This window comes from Bradyrhizobium sp. 4 (assembly GCF_023100905.1).
Classification (GTDB): Bacteria; Pseudomonadota; Alphaproteobacteria; order Rhizobiales; family Xanthobacteraceae; genus Bradyrhizobium.
The window spans coordinates 7,390,002-7,406,551 of the sequence record NZ_CP064686.1; the positions used below are offsets into that span (position 1 = coordinate 7,390,002).

At 64.3% G+C, this 16,550-nt stretch carries 17 protein-coding genes; 13 read left to right on the forward strand and 4 right to left on the reverse strand.

The genetic code is table 11. The annotated features are described in order from the left end of the window. Positions 1-52 precede the first annotated feature (52 nt). Complete coding sequence (locus IVB45_RS35455) at positions 53-598, forward strand: carboxymuconolactone decarboxylase family protein (RefSeq protein ID WP_027565949.1); 546 nt, start codon at positions 53-55, stop codon at positions 596-598. Between the two features lie 91 nt (positions 599-689). After that, a complete protein-coding gene (locus IVB45_RS35460; RefSeq protein WP_027565950.1) occupies positions 690-1,184 on the forward strand; it encodes a VOC family protein in 495 nt (164 codons plus the stop codon). A 127-nt stretch (positions 1,185-1,311) separates the two neighbouring features. Here IVB45_RS35460 and IVB45_RS35465 read toward each other — a convergent pair whose 3' ends face one another. Together IVB45_RS35465 and IVB45_RS35470 are read right to left on the reverse strand one after the other, a co-directional pair. After that, positions 1,312-2,550 carry an MFS transporter gene (locus tag IVB45_RS35465; protein ID WP_247357569.1) on the reverse strand — a complete coding sequence of 413 codons (1,239 nt, stop codon included), beginning with the start codon at positions 2,548-2,550 and terminating at the stop codon, positions 1,312-1,314. Between the two features lie 141 nt (positions 2,551-2,691). Next, positions 2,692-3,939, reverse strand: coding sequence for an MFS transporter (locus IVB45_RS35470; RefSeq protein WP_247357568.1), 1,248 nt, complete (start codon positions 3,937-3,939; stop codon positions 2,692-2,694). Between the two features lie 218 nt (positions 3,940-4,157). On the opposite strand from IVB45_RS35470, the gene IVB45_RS35475 reads away from it, so the two are divergent. Further along, on the forward strand, positions 4,158-6,227 hold the full coding sequence (locus IVB45_RS35475) for a prolyl oligopeptidase family serine peptidase (protein WP_247357567.1): 2,070 nt from the start codon (positions 4,158-4,160) through the stop codon (positions 6,225-6,227). Between the two features lie 114 nt (positions 6,228-6,341). On the opposite strand, the gene IVB45_RS35480 is transcribed toward IVB45_RS35475, so the two are convergent. Further along, positions 6,342-7,013 (reverse strand): DUF938 domain-containing protein, encoded by a 672-nt coding sequence (locus IVB45_RS35480; protein ID WP_247357566.1) that lies wholly within the window; start codon positions 7,011-7,013, stop codon positions 6,342-6,344. 259 nt (positions 7,014-7,272) lie between these two features. On the opposite strand from IVB45_RS35480, the gene soxX reads away from it, so the two are divergent. The 10 genes from soxX to IVB45_RS35530 all read left to right on the forward strand — a co-directional run bounded on the left by soxX (position 7,273) and on the right by IVB45_RS35530 (position 14,986). Next, the gene (soxX, locus tag IVB45_RS35485; protein WP_247357565.1) at positions 7,273-7,626 is read left to right on the forward strand and encodes a sulfur oxidation c-type cytochrome SoxX; all 354 of its coding nucleotides are present in this window, start codon (positions 7,273-7,275) and stop codon (positions 7,624-7,626) included. Positions 7,627-7,664: 38 nt separating this feature from the next. Next, positions 7,665-8,156, forward strand: coding sequence for a thiosulfate oxidation carrier protein SoxY (soxY, locus tag IVB45_RS35490; protein ID WP_027565956.1), 492 nt, complete (start codon positions 7,665-7,667; stop codon positions 8,154-8,156). Positions 8,157-8,171: 15 nt separating this feature from the next. After that, entirely contained in the window at positions 8,172-8,483 is a 312-nt protein-coding gene (soxZ, locus tag IVB45_RS35495) for a thiosulfate oxidation carrier complex protein SoxZ (RefSeq protein ID WP_204513134.1), read from the forward strand. Beyond that, positions 8,483-9,346 carry a sulfur oxidation c-type cytochrome SoxA gene (soxA, locus tag IVB45_RS35500; RefSeq protein ID WP_247357564.1) on the forward strand — a complete coding sequence of 288 codons (864 nt, stop codon included), beginning with the start codon at positions 8,483-8,485 and terminating at the stop codon, positions 9,344-9,346. Before soxZ ends, soxA begins: the two co-directional genes overlap by 1 nt. Further along, entirely contained in the window at positions 9,343-9,648 is a 306-nt protein-coding gene (locus IVB45_RS35505; protein WP_027565959.1) for a hypothetical protein, read from the forward strand. Before soxA ends, IVB45_RS35505 begins: the two co-directional genes overlap by 4 nt. A 55-nt stretch (positions 9,649-9,703) precedes the next feature. Continuing rightward, positions 9,704-11,455 (forward strand): thiosulfohydrolase SoxB, encoded by a 1,752-nt coding sequence (gene soxB / locus IVB45_RS35510; RefSeq protein WP_027565960.1) that lies wholly within the window; start codon positions 9,704-9,706, stop codon positions 11,453-11,455. Beyond that, entirely contained in the window at positions 11,452-11,910 is a 459-nt protein-coding gene (locus IVB45_RS35515; RefSeq protein WP_247357563.1) for a hypothetical protein, read from the forward strand. Before soxB ends, IVB45_RS35515 begins: the two co-directional genes overlap by 4 nt. A gap of 272 nt (positions 11,911-12,182) precedes the next feature. Beyond that, complete coding sequence (locus IVB45_RS35520; RefSeq protein ID WP_247285262.1) at positions 12,183-13,220, forward strand: MBL fold metallo-hydrolase; 1,038 nt, start codon at positions 12,183-12,185, stop codon at positions 13,218-13,220. Between the two features lie 86 nt (positions 13,221-13,306). Further along, on the forward strand, positions 13,307-13,480 hold the full coding sequence (locus IVB45_RS35525) for a hypothetical protein (protein ID WP_197031101.1): 174 nt from the start codon (positions 13,307-13,309) through the stop codon (positions 13,478-13,480). Between the two features lie 297 nt (positions 13,481-13,777). Continuing rightward, on the forward strand, positions 13,778-14,986 hold the full coding sequence (locus IVB45_RS35530; RefSeq protein WP_247285261.1) for an MFS transporter: 1,209 nt from the start codon (positions 13,778-13,780) through the stop codon (positions 14,984-14,986). A gap of 76 nt (positions 14,987-15,062) precedes the next feature. On the opposite strand, the gene IVB45_RS35535 is transcribed toward IVB45_RS35530, so the two are convergent. Beyond that, positions 15,063-16,409, reverse strand: a complete 1,347-nt coding sequence (locus IVB45_RS35535; protein WP_247285260.1) for an MFS transporter — start codon at positions 16,407-16,409, stop codon at positions 15,063-15,065. Between the last annotated feature and the right edge of the window lie 141 nt (positions 16,410-16,550).

Genomic DNA, 16,550 nt, shown 5'->3' on the forward strand with positions numbered 1-16,550 from the left:
ATCCGCTATAGTCGCCGCGACGGCGAAGCTTGAAAACAAAGAGGAAACAACAATGCGCCTGAAACTTCTTTCGCCTGGCGAAATGAACGAGAGCCAGCGGCAGACCTATGATGAGTCGATTGCCGGCAAGCGCGGCAAGCCGCCCGCGCCGATGATGGCCTGGCTCAACAGCCCCGACATGGCCCGTCACGCCACGCGGCTCGGCGAGGTCCTGCGCTACGACACGATATTTCCCGCAAAACTTTCGGAGATCGCGATCCTGGTGACGGCGCGGCACTGGACCGCGCATTACGAATGGTACGCGCACAAGCGCCTCGCGCTTGCCGGCGGCATGGCCCCTGACATCATCGATGCCATCCGCGACCGCCGCACGCCCGTCTTCGACGATCCCAAGGGCAAGATGATCTACGACGTCGCAAAGTCGCTGCATGAGGGCCACGGCGTCGAGAAGGGCCTCTATGACGAGGCGGTGAAGCTGCTCGGCGAGCGCGGCGTGGTCGAGGTGATTGGTCTCTGCGGCTATTACACGCTGGTGTCGATGACGCTGAACACGTTTGAGTTCGAGCTGCCGGAGGGCGAGGTGCGGGAGCTGTCGTAAGTTGCCTATCCGGAAACGCTGGGTTTCTGGATAGGCCGGTAGCACTGTCCCAAGCACGCACTTATGTGGAGTTCATCAACGGAGCAGCCGCATGTCGCAGAACCAAGCCGTCGCCGCCGGCACCAGGATCGGCCACGTTCACCTCAAGGTCGCCGATCTCGATCGCGCGCTGGGCTTCTATTGCGGCGTGCTCGGTTTCGAGCTGATGCAGCGCATGGGCTCCGGCGCGGCCTTCATCTCGGCCGGCGGCTATCATCACCACATCGGGCTCAACACCTGGGAGAGCAAGGGCGGCTCGCCGCCGCCGGCGGGCACGACCGGGCTCTATCACACCGCGATCCTCTATCCGACGCGGCCGGCGCTGGCGGATGCGCTGCACCGCGTGCTCTCGGCCGGCATTGCGCTCGACGGCGCCAGCGACCATGGCGTCAGCGAGGCGCTGTATTTGCGCGACCCGGACCAGAACGGCGTGGAGCTGTACTGGGACAAGCCGCGGGAGCAATGGCCGTTCGGGCCGGACGGCAAGCTCGCGATGTTTACGAAGCGGCTGGATGTGGAGGAGCTGCTGAAGCAGCGCGAGGCTTAAACTCAACTCTCTCCTCGTCATTGCGAGGAGCGAAGCGACGAAGCAATCCAGAATCTTTCCGCAGTAGCAGTCTGGATTGCTTCGCTGCGCTCGCAATGACGGAGGATGTTGAAGCGACGCCGCGCCTCTACGCAGTCTTCACATGCGGCTTCCCCCGCACCATGATCAACGCCGCCGCAGCCAGCTCCAGCGCAATACACAGATAGAACGGCAGCTCATAGCCACCGGAAAAATCGCGCAGAAGGCCGACCACGCCGGGGCCGAACGCATACGTCACCTGGTTGATCGCAGTGTTGAGGCTGATCAGCACGCCGAACGAGGCGGAATCGAATTCCTGCTGCACGATCAGCGACGGCAGCGTGATGAGATTGCCGACCGAGAAGCCGAACAATGCGCAGGCCGCGATCAGCACGTAATCATTGTGCAAATTGATGACGACGAGAAGCGCCACGGCCTGGCTCAGGAACGACAGCGCCGAGGCGAGCCGCTGGTTGAGGCGGTCGATCACCAGCGAGAACAGCACCCGGCCGATCACCGCCATCGCGGTCAGCACCGCAACCGCGACGGCCGCGCGCTCGCGCCCGATCACGGGGTCGAGGAACGAGATCAGGTGGACGATGAAGCCGACCTGCGCGAACAGCACCAAGGCAAAGGCAATGGTTACGGTGAGGAAGCCGACGTCGCGCAAGGCCTGGCTGCGGATCTGCGCCGACGATTGCGGCTTCGCTCTCGTCGCTGCGCGCCGGCCATGGAGATCGGGCGGGCGGCCGACGACAATCAGGATCACCGGCAGGAGCAGCGCCAGCATGGCGCCGGCGACGGTAAACATCGCGCTGGCGAAGCCGATGTGGCCGATCAAGGTCACCAGCAGCGGCACGCCGACGATGCCGCCGAAGCTTGCGCCATTCAGCGCGAGGCTGATCGCCATGCCGCGCTTGTGGTCGAACCACAGGCTGATCGTGTTGGTGATCATGGCGAGGCTGGTGCCGGCCCAGCCGAAGGCGAGCACGGCGTTCGCGAGATAAAGTTGCCACGGCTCGCGCACCGCGCCGATCGCGACTGCCGCGGCCGACATCGCCAGCGTCCCCGCGATCAGGCCAAGGCGCGGGCCGTATTTGTTGACGGCTTCGCCGACGAAGACGACGAGCAGCGCGCCGAACAGATAGAAGAACGTCGTGCCGGACGAGATCAGCGAGGCCGACCAGCCGTGCGCGCGCTGGAGCTCGGCGACATAGACGCTCTGGCCGTAGAAGCCGAGCCCCCAGCCGAAGGTCGCGAGCAGGAAGCAGACCGCAACGATGCGCCAACCTTCGTAGCGGAGGGAGGATTCGTCGATGGATGCGTCGTGCCGGGGATTGTCGAGCATTTGCGCTTGTCCTTCGTTTCCCCCGCGAGCGCCGTGCTTCACGCTCGCCTGTTCATGACGAGCATCATGTAACAACCCAAGCCCCGGAAATCACTTCGACCTGGATCGAACTATCAACGCTGCTGACAGCCTCCCGCCAATTCAGATCGCATCCGGGAACTCGCCCATCGCCGCGTCCAGCCGCGCCCTGCGGCGGCGGGCAAAGGATGCCAGCGACAGCACGGCGAGCCCGAGCAGCACCGGCGGGAACACCACCATGTTCACCGCGGACCAGCCGTAACTGGCGAGCAATTGGCCGGACGAGAACGAGCCGATCGCCATCATCCCGAACACCAGGAAATCGTTGAAGGCCTGCACCTTGTTGCGCTCCTGCGGCCGATGCGTCTCCAGCACCAGCGCGGAGGCGCCGATGAAGGAAAAATTCCACCCCACACCGAGCACGACCAGCGTGGCCCAGAAATGCATCGCGGTGATGCCGGACAGGCCGATGCAGGCTGCGCCAGCCTCCAGCAGCAGGCCGGCGGCAACGACCTTGCGCGCGCCGAAGCGGGCAATCAGCGCGCCCGTGAAGAAGCTCGGCCCGTACATGGCGACGATGTGCCATTGAATGCCGAAATTTGAATCGGAAACGCTCAAGCCGCACAGCTTCATGGCGAGCGGCGCCGAGGTCATCACCAGATTCATCATGGGGTAGGAGATGACGCCGCATAGCGCCGCCGCGATGAAGCGCGGCTGGGTCACGATCTCGAGCAGCGGCCGCCCGCCGTGAAGATCGGCCGGTGCCGGCTTCGGCATGTCGACCCCGGCGACGATGCCCATCGCGATGAGCGCGACGGCAGCCTGGACCAGGAAGCTGAAGGCAAACAGATAAGGCTGCCAGACATCCATGGTCCATTGCACGAGCTGCGGACCGAGCACGCCGGCGAACACGCCGCCCGCCATCACCCAGGACACCGCCTTGGGCCGATAGGCAGCGCTGGCGCCGTCGGCCGCAGCGAAGCGATAGGACTGCGCCACCGCGCCGTAGAGGCCGCCGAGAAAAGTCGCCAGACAGAACAACGGAAACGAAGCGTGCAGGATCGCGAACGAGCCGAGCAGACCGGTCAGCGCGCCCAGACCTGTGCCGACGATGAAAGCCATTCGGCGGCCGAAGCGGCGCGAGATCGCGCCGGTCGGCAGCGTGCCGGCGGCGAGGCCGAGCACATACATCGAGATCGGCACGGTCGCGAACGAGACGTCGGGCGCGAGCGTCGCGCCGACGATCGCGCCGGTGGCGAAGATCACCGCCGAGTTGGCGCCGGTCAGCGCCTGCGCGGCGGCCAGGCGCACCACATTGGCGCGCACGCGGGTGTCGGCGGCGATCTCATTGGCTGCAGTCACATCCAGCATCGGCATTTCCGCCCCAACGGGCTTTCGAGGGGCTTTTAAAGGCTTTCAAGGGCTCGCTTGATTCCCGGCACTATGGCGGGGCGCGGGAGGCCGGGCAACCGGCGCAAACGGGCGCAGGCCATGTCTCTGACGCAATCGGGCCGATGATAATGGGCCGCGCACTTGACGGTTTGCGCTCGATCAAATCCTATCCGCCGCGACCTTCCGGAGTTTCGTTCATGTCCGTCGACGACAGGCCTACGCTCAGCACTCCCGACGACGATCCCTGGCTCTGGCTGGAGGAGATCGAAGGCAAGCAGGCGCTCGATTTCGTCACGCGGCAGAACAGCCTGACGCTCGAGGCGTTCGGCGGAGCGGCCTTCGCGCGCGACCGTGACATCCTCGCGGCGATCTACGATCGTCCCGACAACATTCCCTATGTCAGCCGGCGCGGCGACGAACTGCACAACCTCTGGAAGGACGCCACCAACCCGCGCGGCCTGTGGCGGAAGACTTCGCTCGCGGAGTTTCGCAAACCGCATCCCACGTGGGAGATCATGCTGGATGTCGACCAGCTCGCGGCAAGCGAAGGCGAGGACTGGCTGCTGAGCGGAATCACCACACAGAAGGGAAGCGCGCGCGCCATTTTGGGCCTGTCGCGCGGTGGCAGCGACGCCGTGACCTTGCGGGAATTCGACCTCGACACCAAGAGTTTCGTCGCGGACGGATTTGCGCTGTCGGAAGCCAAGGGCGGCGCCGATTGGCTCGATGCCGACACGCTGCTGCTGTCGAGCGCCTATGGCGAAGGCATGGCGACGAGCTCGGGATATTCCCGGACGGTTCGGCTGTGGCGACGCGGCCAGCCTATCGATCAGGCGCAGGTAATCATCGAGACCACGGCCGATCATATGGCGATCTCCGGCATCGTCGACGACACCGCGGCGGCGCCGCGCAGCTGGATCGTCGACCAGATCGACTTCTTCAATCATGCGCTCTGGCTGCGCGGCGCGGACGGCACGACGACAAAGCTCGATCTGCCGACCGGCATCTGGTTGCAGGCGCATGGCGACTGGTTCGCGATGAAGCTGCGCGAAGCCTGGTCGATCGAGGGGAAAACCTATGCCGCCGACACCGTGCTCGGCATGTCGCTCTCGGCCTTCCTCGCCGGCAGCCGCGATTTCGCAGTCCTGTTCGAGCCGGAATCTCGCCGCGCCCTGCAAGGTCTGTTCTGGACCGGAGGCAGGCTGGTGCTGTCGATCCTCGACGAGCTCCAGCCGCAATTCGAGATCTGCACGCCGTCCGCCACGAGCTGGAGCCGCGCGTCACTCGGCGGCCTGCCGCAGATCGGCGTGGTCGACATCTGGCCGCTGGATCGCCATCCCTCCGAGAGCAATGGCGACCTGCTTGCCAATGTGCAGGATCCGCTGACGCCGCCGTCGCTGCTGCTGATGGAGCGCGGCGTCGCGAGCCCGACCGTGCTGAAGCAGGCGCCGAAAACATTCAACGCCGACGGCCTCGTGGTGACCCAGCACGAGGCGATCTCGATCGACGGCGAGCGCATCCCTTATGTGCAGACCGGCCCCAGCGGCGAGACCGGCGATGCACCGGTCTATATGAGCGCCTATGGCGGCTTCGCCCATTCGGTGAAGCCGTATTACAACGCATCGCTCGGCAAGCTGTGGCTGGAGCGCGGCGGCACGACGGTGCAGGCGAATTTGCGCGGCGGCGGCGAATTCGGCACGCGCTGGCACGATGCCGGCCGGCTCGCCGGCAAGAAACTGTCGCACGACGATTTCGCAGCCGTTGCCGCCGATCTCGTCCGCCGCGGCGTGACCAAAGCAAAGCGCATCGCTGCGCAGGGTGGATCGAACGGCGGCATCCTCATCACCAACATGCTGGTGCGCTACCCCGAACGTTTCGGCGCGCTGTTCTGCACCATCCCGCTGATCGACATGCGCCGCTACACGAAGCTGCTCGCCGGCGCGAGCTGGATCGCGGAATACGGCGATCCCGACAAGCCGGAGGAGTGGGACTGGCTGAAGACCTACTCCGCCTATCACAACGTCAAAGCCGGCCAACCCTATCCGCCGATCCTGATCGCCACCACGCGGCGCGACGACCGTGTCCATCCCGGGCATGCGCGCAAGATGGCCGCAAAGCTCCAGGCCATGGGCTACGAGGCCTGGTTCTACGAGCCTGAAGCGGGTGGCCACGGCTACGGCAAGGACAACAAGGAGCGCGCCGGGTTCGAGGTGATTGGCTTTCGGTTCTTGAAGGACAAGATCGGCTGGAGGGATGGCGAGGGCTAGCGTTGCGGCGCTGACGTCTTCGGATCGTCATGGTCGAGCTTGACCCGGCCATCCACGCCTTGGCTGGTGCACGAAGAACGTGGATGCCCGGGACAAGCCCGGCATGACGACCTTCTATCGCGCGAATACCAAGGTCAGATTATTCGCGGGCATGTCGATCGTATCGACGAGGCGAAGACCTGCGCCGCGGGCGAGCGCCTCGACGTCGGCGATATCACGCACGCCCCAGTCGGGATTGCCTTCACGCAACGACGTGTCGAACACGGCATTGCTGAGCGCGATGTGCTTGCCGTCGCGCTTGAAGGGGCCGTAGAGGAACAGCTTGCCGTCGGCCCGCAAATAGCGGCCGGCGCCGGCGAACAGGCCCTCGGCGACGCTCCATGGCGCGATGTGGATGACATTGGCGCAGAACAATGCGGCAAGACTTGACGGCGCCTGCCCGCTTTTCATCTCCGGGCACCAGTCCGGATCGGTGAGATCGATCCGCAGCGGCGAGCGGATGTTCTTCAGGCCTGAATGAACGCGCCACGCCTCGATGCTCTTGAGGTGGCGCTGGTTGAGATCGCTGGGCCACCAGATCAGGCCGGGCGTGTGCCGGGCGAAGTGGACCACGTGCTGGCCGGTTCCGCTGCCGAGCTCGACCACGTTGCCGGTGCAGCCGGTGAGATGCTTTTCGAGTGCCGCCCAGAGCGGCTCGTGATTGCGATGAAATGCCGGCGCGTCGAGCCGCCCGTCGGACTCGACCCGACCGCCATCCCTGCCGAATTCGACGACATATTCAGCCAAGTGAGGTCCCCTTGAAAAAACGAGAACGCGTTGAAAACACGATGAGCGCCCAAACGCTCAGGAAACAGCCGGCCCGCGCCACGACCCTTAACTCTCGGTCCAAATCGGCTGAACAAATAATCTCATTAGTTGCAATGGGGAAGATATTAACTTCATTTTGTCGCGTGCATAGTCTGGATTGTCAGGCGGTGCCCTTTGTGCTTTGGAACGCTTCTATTTCGCGATCGAGACCATCGATATAACGCTTTGGAATGACGCCTTGACCGCCTTCTCCCGGACGCCCGTTCTGTTCATCTTGCTGGTCATTGCCGCCCGCCTCGCCAGCCCGGCGTGGGCGCAGTCCGTTGTGGCCGACGGCCAGAAACTCGCTTTCGACCGCGGCAAGGGCAATTGCCTGACCTGCCATGTCATCAGGGGTGGCGACCTGCCGGGAACGATCGGGCCGGAACTGAAGGACCTCAAGGCCAAGTACCCCGATCGCAACGAGCTGGCCGCGATCATCTTCGACGAGACCAAACGCAATCCGCAGACCATGATGCCGCCGTTCGGCCGGAACCGGATTTTGACCGAGCAGGAGATCAGCGCGATCGTTGATTTCCTGCAGACCCTGTGACTTCAGGCACGCCACGAGATTTGGTTGGGAGACCCGAGATGACCATACTCACCGGCCCAAGCGCGACGCGGCGCCTGATCCTTCAGGGCGCAGCCTCGGTCGCGTTGCTCGGCCTCGGCAATCTGCCGTTCGGCGCCGCGCCTGCGCGCGCCGCGGCCAACGACAAATATCCGGAAGAGGCCTTCAGGCAGAAGAGCGAGGCGGACGCCATCAAGGCGCTCTACGGCAAAACCGCCGAGCCGTCCGACAAGGTCAAGCTGGACGCCCCTGAGATCGCCGAGAACGGCGGCGTGGTGCCGATCTCGGTGACGACGACGCTCGACAAGGTCAGCTCGATCTCGTTCTTCGTGGCCGAAAATCCCAGCGCGCTGGCCGCGTCCTACAGGATTCCCGAAGGCACGATCCCTGCTGTCGCCAACCGGCTGAAGATGGCCAAGACCACCAACGTGGTCGCGATCGTGGAGGCCGACGGCAAACTCTACAGCGCGACCAAAGAGGTCAAGGTCACCGTCGGCGGCTGCGGCGGCTAAGCGAGGAAGATCGAGATGGCATCCAGCATTCGCGTTCGCGCCACCGCCAACGGCGACATCACCGAGGTGCAGGCGCTGATCCAGCACCCGATGGATACCGGCTTCGTCAAGGACGCCAAGGGCGAGCTGATCCCGGCGCATTACATCCAGCAGCTGAAATTCGAATGTAACGGCAAGGACGTCTTCGTTGCCGATTGGGGCACCGCGGTCTCGAAGGACCCCTACGTCAAGTTCAGCTTCAAGGGGGCCAAGAAGGGCGACGATCTCAAGGTCTCCTGGACCGATAACAAGGGTGCGTCGGACACGACCACCGCGAAGATCTCGTGATGAAGGCCCGCACCTCCATCCTGCTTGGTTCGTTGAGCGCCGCGCTCGTCGCGTTGGCCCTCACCTCTCCGCGCGTGGTGGCGGCCGACAAGGTCGATCCCGGCGCCGATGCCAAGGCGTTCCAGAACTTCTTCTTCCAGAAGTTCCCGACCGTGAAGCACGAGGACTTCGTCAACGGTCCTTATTCCATGAACGAGGACATGAAGCGGCAGTGGCAGGAGAAGGAGGAATTCCCGCCCTACGAGTTCGCGCTCGACGCCGGCAAGGAGATGTTCGCCACCCCGTTCAAGAACGGCAAGACTTATGCCGACTGTTTTCCGAACGGCGGCATCGGCATCCGCCAGAACTATCCTTATTTCGACGAGAAGGAAGGCAAGGTCGTCACGCTGGAGCTGGCGCTCAACCGCTGCCGCGAGGCCAATGGCGAGGCGCCCTATTCCTACGTCAAGGACGAGATGGCCTCGCTCACCGCCTACATGGCCTTCACCTCGCGTGGCAAGCCGATGGACATCACGATCCCCGACGATCCTCGCGCGCTCGCGGCATTCGAGAACGGCAAGCGCTATTTCTACACCCGCCGCGGCCAGTTGAACTTCTCCTGCGCGAGCTGCCATGTGCAGAGCCCGGGCGAGCGCATCCGCGCCGAGATCCTGGCGCCGGCGCTCGGCATTCTGAACGCGATGCCGATCTACCGCTCCGAATGGAGCGGCATGGGAACGACCAGCCGCCGCTTCGTCACCTGCAACAGCCAGACCCGCGCGGTTCCGCTGGAGCCGCAGGCGGATGAATATCGCGACGTCGAATATTTCCTGTCCTACGTCGCCAACGGCCTGCCGATATCGGGACCGGGAGCGCGGCCATGAAGCGGTCACTTGCTCTCGCCATGCTGCTTGCCCTGAGCCTCGCGCCGGCGGCCCACGCGGCAAATGAGGCAGACTACAAGACCGCCTATTCCGCCGCCGAAGCTGCCGCGAAGGAGGCTGCCGGCTTGCGCCACCAATGGACCGTGACCGTCTCGGCGCTGGCCGCCGCGAAGAAGGCGGCCGATGGCGGCGATTTCGACCGCGCCGTGGCTGCAGCCAGGGAGGCCGAGGCGCTGGCGAAGGCGTCGATCTTCCAGGCGATTTCCGAAAAAGAAGCCTGGAAGGCGATGGAAATCCGCTAGACTGTTCGCTTGTGCAACAGCCTTGCGGCCATGAGAGGGCGCGGAGAATTTCTGGATGGCGATCCGCCGCCGCGATTTCCTGAAGAATGCAGGCCTTGCTGCCGCATCGCTCAGCCTGCCACGGCTTGCGCGCGGTGCTGAGGCCGCGAGCATTTACGACCTCGAACGGTTCGGCAATGCGCGCATCCTTCACCTCACCGACACGCATGCGCAACTCAATCCGGTCTATTTTCGCGAGCCCAGCGTCAATATCGGGATCGGCGAGATGGCCGGACGGCCGCCGCATCTGGTCGGGCGCGCCTTCCTCGACCGTTTCGCCATCAGGCCCGACAGCGCGGACGCCTATGCCTTCAGCTGCTTCGAGTTCGAGAAGTCCGCAGGCCGCTTCGGCAAGCTCGGCGGCTTCGCCCATCTGAAGACGCTGATCGACCGCTTGCGCGGCGATGTCGGCGAAAAACACTCCGTGCTCGTTGACGGCGGCGACCTCTGGCAGGGCTCGGGACTCGCCAACATCATGCAGGGCCGCGACATGGTCGAGGCCGCAAACCTGCTCGGTATCGAGGCGATGACCGGGCATTGGGAATTCACCTACGGCGAGCAGGCGCTGCGCGACAATCTCGCGCGCTTCAAGGGCGAGTTTCTGGCGCAGAACGTTTTCCTGACCGAGGAAGCGGCATTCAACGACGCCGCCGCCTTCGACAAGGCGACGGGGCGCGTGTTCAAGCCCTCCGTGATCAAGGAGCTCGGCGGCCATCGCGTCGCGATCGTCGGCCAGGCCTTCCCTTACGTGCCGATCGCGCATCCCAAACGGTTCACGCCGGACTGGACCTTCGGCATCCGCGAGGAGGAACTCCAGAAGCATGTCGACGGCTTGCGCGGCGCCGACAAGGTCGATGCGGTCATCCTGCTGTCGCACAACGGCATGGACGTCGACCTCAAGCTCGCAAGCCGCGTCACCGGCATCGACGTCATCCTCGGCGGCCATACCCATGATGCGATCCCGCAGCCAATCGCAGTGAAAAATGCGAGCGGGACGACGCTCGTCACCAATGCCGGCTCCAACGGAAAATTCCTTGCCGTGCTCGATCTCGCGCTCGACAAGGGCAAGGTCGGCGACGTCAAATATCATCTGCTGCCGGTCTATTCCGAGCTGTTGAAGCCCGATCCCGCAATGGCGGAACTGATCGGCCGGTTGCGGGCGCCCTTCGTCACCGACTGGTTGGAGAAGATCGCGACGCCCGATCGCCTGCTGTATCGCCGCGACAATTTCGCCGGCCCAGTCGACGAGCTGATCTGCAGCGCGCTGCGCACCGAGCTCAACGCCGAGATCGCGCTGTCGCCGGGCTTCCGCTGGGGCGTCACCGGGCTCTCCGGCCAGGCGCTGACGATGGAGGATTTGCTCGCGGAAACCGCGATCAGCTATCCCGAGACCTATGTGCAGGAGATGACCGGAGCCCAGATCAAGGACGTGCTGGAAGACGTCTGCGACAATCTCTTCAACACCGATCCCTATTACCAGCAGGGCGGCGACATGGTGCGCGCCGGCGGGCTCAGCTACACCTGCATGCCGACAGCGCCGATCGGCGGCCGCATCTCGGAGCTGAAGCTCAATGGCGGCAAGGCGCTCAGTGCCAGCCACCGTTACAAGGTCGCGGGCTGGGCCTCGGTCAACAGCCAGCAAGGCGCGCCGGTGTGGGATGTGGTGGCAAAATATCTGCGCTCGGGCCGGATGTTTCAGGAGCGGCTCGGCTCCGGCGTCACGCTAAAGGGCGTCGAGGGTAATCCGGGCATTGCAGGACAGGGATGATGCGGTCGCAAACCCTATCCGCGATGCTGCTGGTGCTGTTCGCCTGGGCGGCGATGCCGCACGCTTTTGCGCAGCAGGTGCCGCTCCAGGACAAGCCCTTCGCCGAGCACAAGATCGTGCTGCAGCTCTCCGATGGCGATTCCAGGAAGCAGGCTCTGGTGCTCAGCGTCGCCAACAATTTGCTGAAGGCCTACGACCCCGACAAGGTCGCAATCGAGGTGGTGGCGTTCGGTCCCGGCATCGATCTCCTGTTGTCAGGCAGCGAGCGCCGCAAGCAGGTCGAAAGCCTGATCGCGCAAGGCGTACGCTTCGACATCTGCCTCAACACCGTCGACACGATCGAGCGGGAGACCGGCAAGCGGCCGGAGTTCATCCCCGCCGCCACGCCGGTGCAGGTCGGGGTCGGGCAGATCCTGTTTCTCAGCGAGAACGGGTACACATTGGTGAGGCCCTGAGCCTTTTGTCGGGGCAAGGCGTCGCGGCACAGCCGGTGTCATCGCCCGCGAAGGCGGGCGATCCAGTACTCCGAGACGGCGAGGGGTACGGAAGGGGCGCGGCGTACTGGATTCCCCGCCTTCGCGGGGAATGACAGCGGTGGCCAGGTGACACCCACTCGCCCCTCACAGGAATAAAAATCTTCCAAATTTTCTTGCTTACACAGTGAATTGCTTCTCTTGTGGGCCCGAAATGTAGTAGAATCTCCGGGTAATTCACGCCGGGCCTTGCCATGATCTTCCGCCAGCTCTTCGACAGTGTTTCGGGCACCTACAGCTATCTCCTGGCGAGCCGCCCCGGCGGCGAGGCGCTGATCCTCGATCCCGTACTGGAGAAGGTCGACCGCTACTGCCAGCTGCTGCGCGAGCTCGACCTCAAGCTGGTTAAGGCCGTCGACACCCATCTGCACGCCGACCACGTCACCGGCCTCGGCGAGCTGCGCGACCGCACCCATTGCATGACCGTGATGGGCGACCAGACCAAGGCCGACGTGGTGGCGATGCGGGTCGCCGACGGCGACAAGGTGACGATCGAGGGCCTGTCGCTCGACGTGATGTACACGCCCGGCCACACCGACGATTCCTATTCCTATTTGATGGGCGACCGCGTCTTCACCGGCGACACGCTGCTGATCCGCGGCACCGGCCGCACCGATTTCCAGAACGGCTCGTCGCGCGCGCAATACGACTCGATCTTCAACCGCCTGCTCAAGCTGCCGGACGAGACCATGGTGTTCCCGGCGCATGACTACAAGGGCGACACCGTCTCCACCATCGGCGAGGAGAAGCGCTACAATCCGCGGCTCCAGGTGCGCTCGGTCGACGACTATATCGAGCTGATGGCCAATCTGAAGCTGCCCAATCCGAAGATGATGGACGTCGCGGTGCCCGCCAACATGCATGTCGGCCTGCACCAGGAGGAGCTGGAGAAAGAGGGCCGCGCGCTCCGCGCCGTCGAGGCGATCCGCAGCCTCGGCCGTCCCGATATCCTGCTGGTCGATTTGCGCGAGACCAACGAGCGGATGAAGCACGGCATGCTTGAAGGCGCGCTGCATACGCCCTATCCGTCCGTTGAGGACAGCCTCAAGCCCGGCGGCATGCTGCGCGAGGTCGCGGCCGCCACCGGCCGCCGCGTCGTGTTCTTCTGCGCCTTCGGCGAACGCTCTGCGATGGCGGTCGCCGCCGCCAAGGAGGCCGGGCTCACTAACACCGCCCACATCGCCGGCGGCATCGATGCCTGGAAGAAGGCCGGCGGGCCGGTGGTGCACTGACCGTCTTGCCGCCGTTCTTGAGATAAATCAGCAGCTGCCCATATATTCAGGCTAGACGGATGCAGCATCACCATCCGGGACCAGCCATGGCCAAGATCGGCAAGCCGAGCGCGCCGCCGAAAATTGCGGACGACACGCCAGCAAAAGACAAGGCGAAGAAGCCTCCGCCTCCGCTCGACACCGACGACGATGATTACGAGGACGGCGACATGGCGACCCCGAAGCGCGACCGCTACGGGCCGGATGACGAGCCGTTTTGAGGGGCTCGGCTCTTGCCACGCTCTCAACTGTCGTCCTGGCGAAAGCCAGGACCCATACCGCGTGATCTCTCGATTATGACGGATCGCAGTCCCGGACGATGATCCTCCGCCAAACTGCCCCCTGGGGTAATGGGTCCTGGCTTTCGCCAGGACGACAATGTGGAGCCACCGTCCTCGCCATTCTCATGACCCCCTCTCGCCCCGCCCCCACTACCAGCCATGCGCCTGCGTTCATGGACAAATAACCGCTCTGCCCGATAGTTTGCGCGTCTCCAAAGGACATAAAACGGAACTGCAATGGTCGACGTTCTCGCCGCACCGCAGCAAGGCAAGGCGGACAGCGCGCTACGCACGCTGACGGGAATCTCGATCGCGCATTGGGTCAGCCATTTCCATCTGCTGGTCCTGCCGATGCTGTTTCCGTTCCTCAAGAATCAACTCGGCGTCGGCTATGTCGAGCTCGGCTTTGCGCTCACCGTGTCGGCCGTGGTGTCGGGGCTGACGCAGGCGCCGACCGGTTATCTCGTCGACCACTTTGGCGCGCGACGGATCCTGCTGGGCGGTCTCACCCTCGGCGGCTTCGCGCTGATCCTGCTCGGCCTGCATCTCAGCTACACCTCGCTGATCGCCTGCGCCGTGCTGCTCGGGCTCGCCAACAGCGTCTACCATCCCGCCGATTACGCCATCCTTGCAGAGCACATGGATGAAGCGCGGATGGGCCGCGCCTTCTCGATCCATACTTTTGCCGGCTATTTCGGCGGCGCGGTGGCGCCCGCGATCGTCGCCGCGATGGTCATCGTGTCCGGCGGCGCCGGTGCGCTGATCGCATCGGGCGCGATCGGCGTTCTGGTCGCGCTGTTGCTGGTGACGATGAACATTCCCGATGCCGGCGCGCACAAGACCAAGCCGGGCACCGAGAACGCACCTAAACAAGCCGTGATCACGCCGGCGCTGATCACGCTGACGGCGCTGTTCATGCTGCTCAGCCTGTCGGTCGCCGGCATCAACAATTTCGGCGTGGTAGCGCTGATGAGTGGCTATGGCGTCACCTATTCCGCGGCCAATGTCGCGCTCACCGCCTTCCTTGGTGCAAGCGCCGCCGGCGTGCTCGCGGGCGGCTTCCTTGCCGACCACACCGAGCGCCACGGCTATGTCGCCGCCGCCTGCTTTGCTGCGAACGCGGCGATCGTGCTGCTGATCGCGCTGGTCACGCTGCCGGGCTGGGCGCTGATCGCCACGATGGCGACCGCGGGATTCCTCTCCGGCGTGATCGCGCCCTCGCGCGACATGCTGGTGCGCAATGCAGCACCTCCCGGCGCGGCCGGCCGCGCCTTCGGCATCGTCTCCACCGGCTTCAATCTCGGCGGCATCGTCAGCCCGCTGCTGTTCGGCTGGATCATGGACCAGAGCGCGCCGCATTGGGTGTTCGGGGCGTCCGTGATCTTCATGCTCGCGACGGTGGTGCTGTCGCCGTTCACGGAGCGGAAGCGGCGGCCGCAAACCTAATCGTGTCCCGGCCTGGAGCGCAATTGCGCGCCAGGCCAGAACGACGATTGTAATTGGGTTTGGCGGAGCCCGCCCCTTACGTCGGCGACACCGCGCTCTTCAGCGGCGCGGCCTGCGGCGTAGCTCCACCGGTCAGCCTGGCCTTTTCCGTGTTGGGCCAGAGCAGGAGCAGCCCGAGCAGGCCGGAGCCGACCATGATCGCGGCGTTGATGGTGAAGCCGGTCATGTAGCCGTCGAGCATGCTGCCGGCACGCTGGATCACGCTGCCCATCACCAGCGGCGCGATGATGCCCGAAAGCGTATAGAGCGCGCCATAGATCGCGAGAACCGCGCCGCGCTGCGACGTCGGCGTGAACTCGCCGAGCATGGGCGGGCAGACGACGTAGATCGCGCCGCACAGGCCCGAGCCGACCACGAGCAGGGCGATCTGAAGGCCGGCGCCTTGGACGTGCGGCATCATCGCGAGGATCAGGCCGCCGACGATCAGCGGCACCGAGCCGAGCACGCCGCGGGAGATCCGCGACGTGTAGCCGCGTGCCAGCATCACCTGCGAGATCCAGCCCGTGAGAATGACGATGGTCGCACCGAACACCCAAGGCAGGATCGAGACGAAGCCCGCCTGAGACTGCGAGAAGCCGAGGCCCTTGACGATGAAGGGCGTGAACCAGGTGAGCCCGAGCGACAGCGCCCAATAGGCGCCGAAGGTTGCGGTCACGCAGCCGATGAAGGTGCGCGATGTCAGGAGCTGGAGATAGGGTATTTTCGGTTCGATCACGGCCGATGCGTGGGTGTCCAGCGGGCCTTCCTTGCCGAGTGCGAGCCAGGCGGCGACCCAGATCAGACCGACGATTCCAAGCGCACCGAACGCATAGTGCCAGGAATGATTGACGATGATCCAGTTCAGCGCCGGGACCGCCAGGATCACGCCAAAGGCCGAACCCTGCGATAGGATTGCGGTCGGCATCGTGCGCTTCTCGTCGGGGAACCATTTGTAGACTGCGTGCATCGCCACCGAGGCCGCCGGGCCTTCGCCGGCGCCGAGCACGATGCGGCAGATCACGAGCGTGGTGAAAGAGACGGTGCCGACCATCGGAAACTGCGTCAGCGCCCAGATCACCGCGAGCGTCAACAGCACCCAGCGGGTCGGTACCTTGTTGACGATGAAGCCGACCACGATCGCCGAGATCGAGAACAGGAAGAAGAACGACGAGCCGAGCAGACCGAACTGCTCGGGCTCGAGCTTCAGCTCGGTCATGATCGGAACGCCCGCGAGACCGACGACGATCTTGTCTGCGAAGTTCACCAGCATGAAAAGAAACAGGAGAAATGTAACTGTCCAGGCACCCTTTGGCGTTTCCTTCGACGTTTCCTTGGACATCCCCGTCATCTTGCCCGCCGCGGGCTGCGTTGCCTGAGCGCTCATCGTTCTCCCCGTCGTCCCTTTTTGGCACTTTTTTGATTTGGTCCTCTTAGGAGCTAACAACGGCTTCAAGACCAACGCAACCCGGCATTTCCGCAGCAAGTGTGCTACGCAGCAATTCCGCTAATTCCGTCCGGCGCCATT

What these genes read in the sequence shown, in the direction of transcription:
- IVB45_RS35455 (WP_027565949.1), top strand. Translation starts at nt 53, where the DNA reads ATGCGCCTGAAACTTCTTTCGCCTGGCGAAATGAACGAGAGCCAGCGG.
- IVB45_RS35460 (WP_027565950.1), top strand. Translation starts at nt 690, where the DNA reads ATGTCGCAGAACCAAGCCGTCGCCGCCGGCACCAGGATCGGCCACGTT.
- IVB45_RS35465 (WP_247357569.1), bottom strand. Translation starts at nt 2,550, where the DNA reads ATGCTCGACAATCCCCGGCACGACGCATCCATCGACGAATCCTCCCTC.
- IVB45_RS35470 (WP_247357568.1), bottom strand. Translation starts at nt 3,939, where the DNA reads ATGCTGGATGTGACTGCAGCCAATGAGATCGCCGCCGACACCCGCGTG.
- IVB45_RS35475 (WP_247357567.1), top strand. Translation starts at nt 4,158, where the DNA reads ATGTCCGTCGACGACAGGCCTACGCTCAGCACTCCCGACGACGATCCC.
- soxY (WP_027565956.1), top strand. Translation starts at nt 7,665, where the DNA reads ATGACCATACTCACCGGCCCAAGCGCGACGCGGCGCCTGATCCTTCAG.
- soxZ (WP_204513134.1), top strand. Translation starts at nt 8,172, where the DNA reads ATGGCATCCAGCATTCGCGTTCGCGCCACCGCCAACGGCGACATCACC.
- soxA (WP_247357564.1), top strand. Translation starts at nt 8,483, where the DNA reads ATGAAGGCCCGCACCTCCATCCTGCTTGGTTCGTTGAGCGCCGCGCTC.
- IVB45_RS35505 (WP_027565959.1), top strand. Translation starts at nt 9,343, where the DNA reads ATGAAGCGGTCACTTGCTCTCGCCATGCTGCTTGCCCTGAGCCTCGCG.
- soxB (WP_027565960.1), top strand. Translation starts at nt 9,704, where the DNA reads ATGGCGATCCGCCGCCGCGATTTCCTGAAGAATGCAGGCCTTGCTGCC.
- IVB45_RS35515 (WP_247357563.1), top strand. Translation starts at nt 11,452, where the DNA reads ATGATGCGGTCGCAAACCCTATCCGCGATGCTGCTGGTGCTGTTCGCC.
- IVB45_RS35520 (WP_247285262.1), top strand. Translation starts at nt 12,183, where the DNA reads ATGATCTTCCGCCAGCTCTTCGACAGTGTTTCGGGCACCTACAGCTAT.
- IVB45_RS35525 (WP_197031101.1), top strand. Translation starts at nt 13,307, where the DNA reads ATGGCCAAGATCGGCAAGCCGAGCGCGCCGCCGAAAATTGCGGACGAC.
- IVB45_RS35530 (WP_247285261.1), top strand. Translation starts at nt 13,778, where the DNA reads ATGGTCGACGTTCTCGCCGCACCGCAGCAAGGCAAGGCGGACAGCGCG.
- IVB45_RS35535 (WP_247285260.1), bottom strand. Translation starts at nt 16,409, where the DNA reads ATGAGCGCTCAGGCAACGCAGCCCGCGGCGGGCAAGATGACGGGGATG.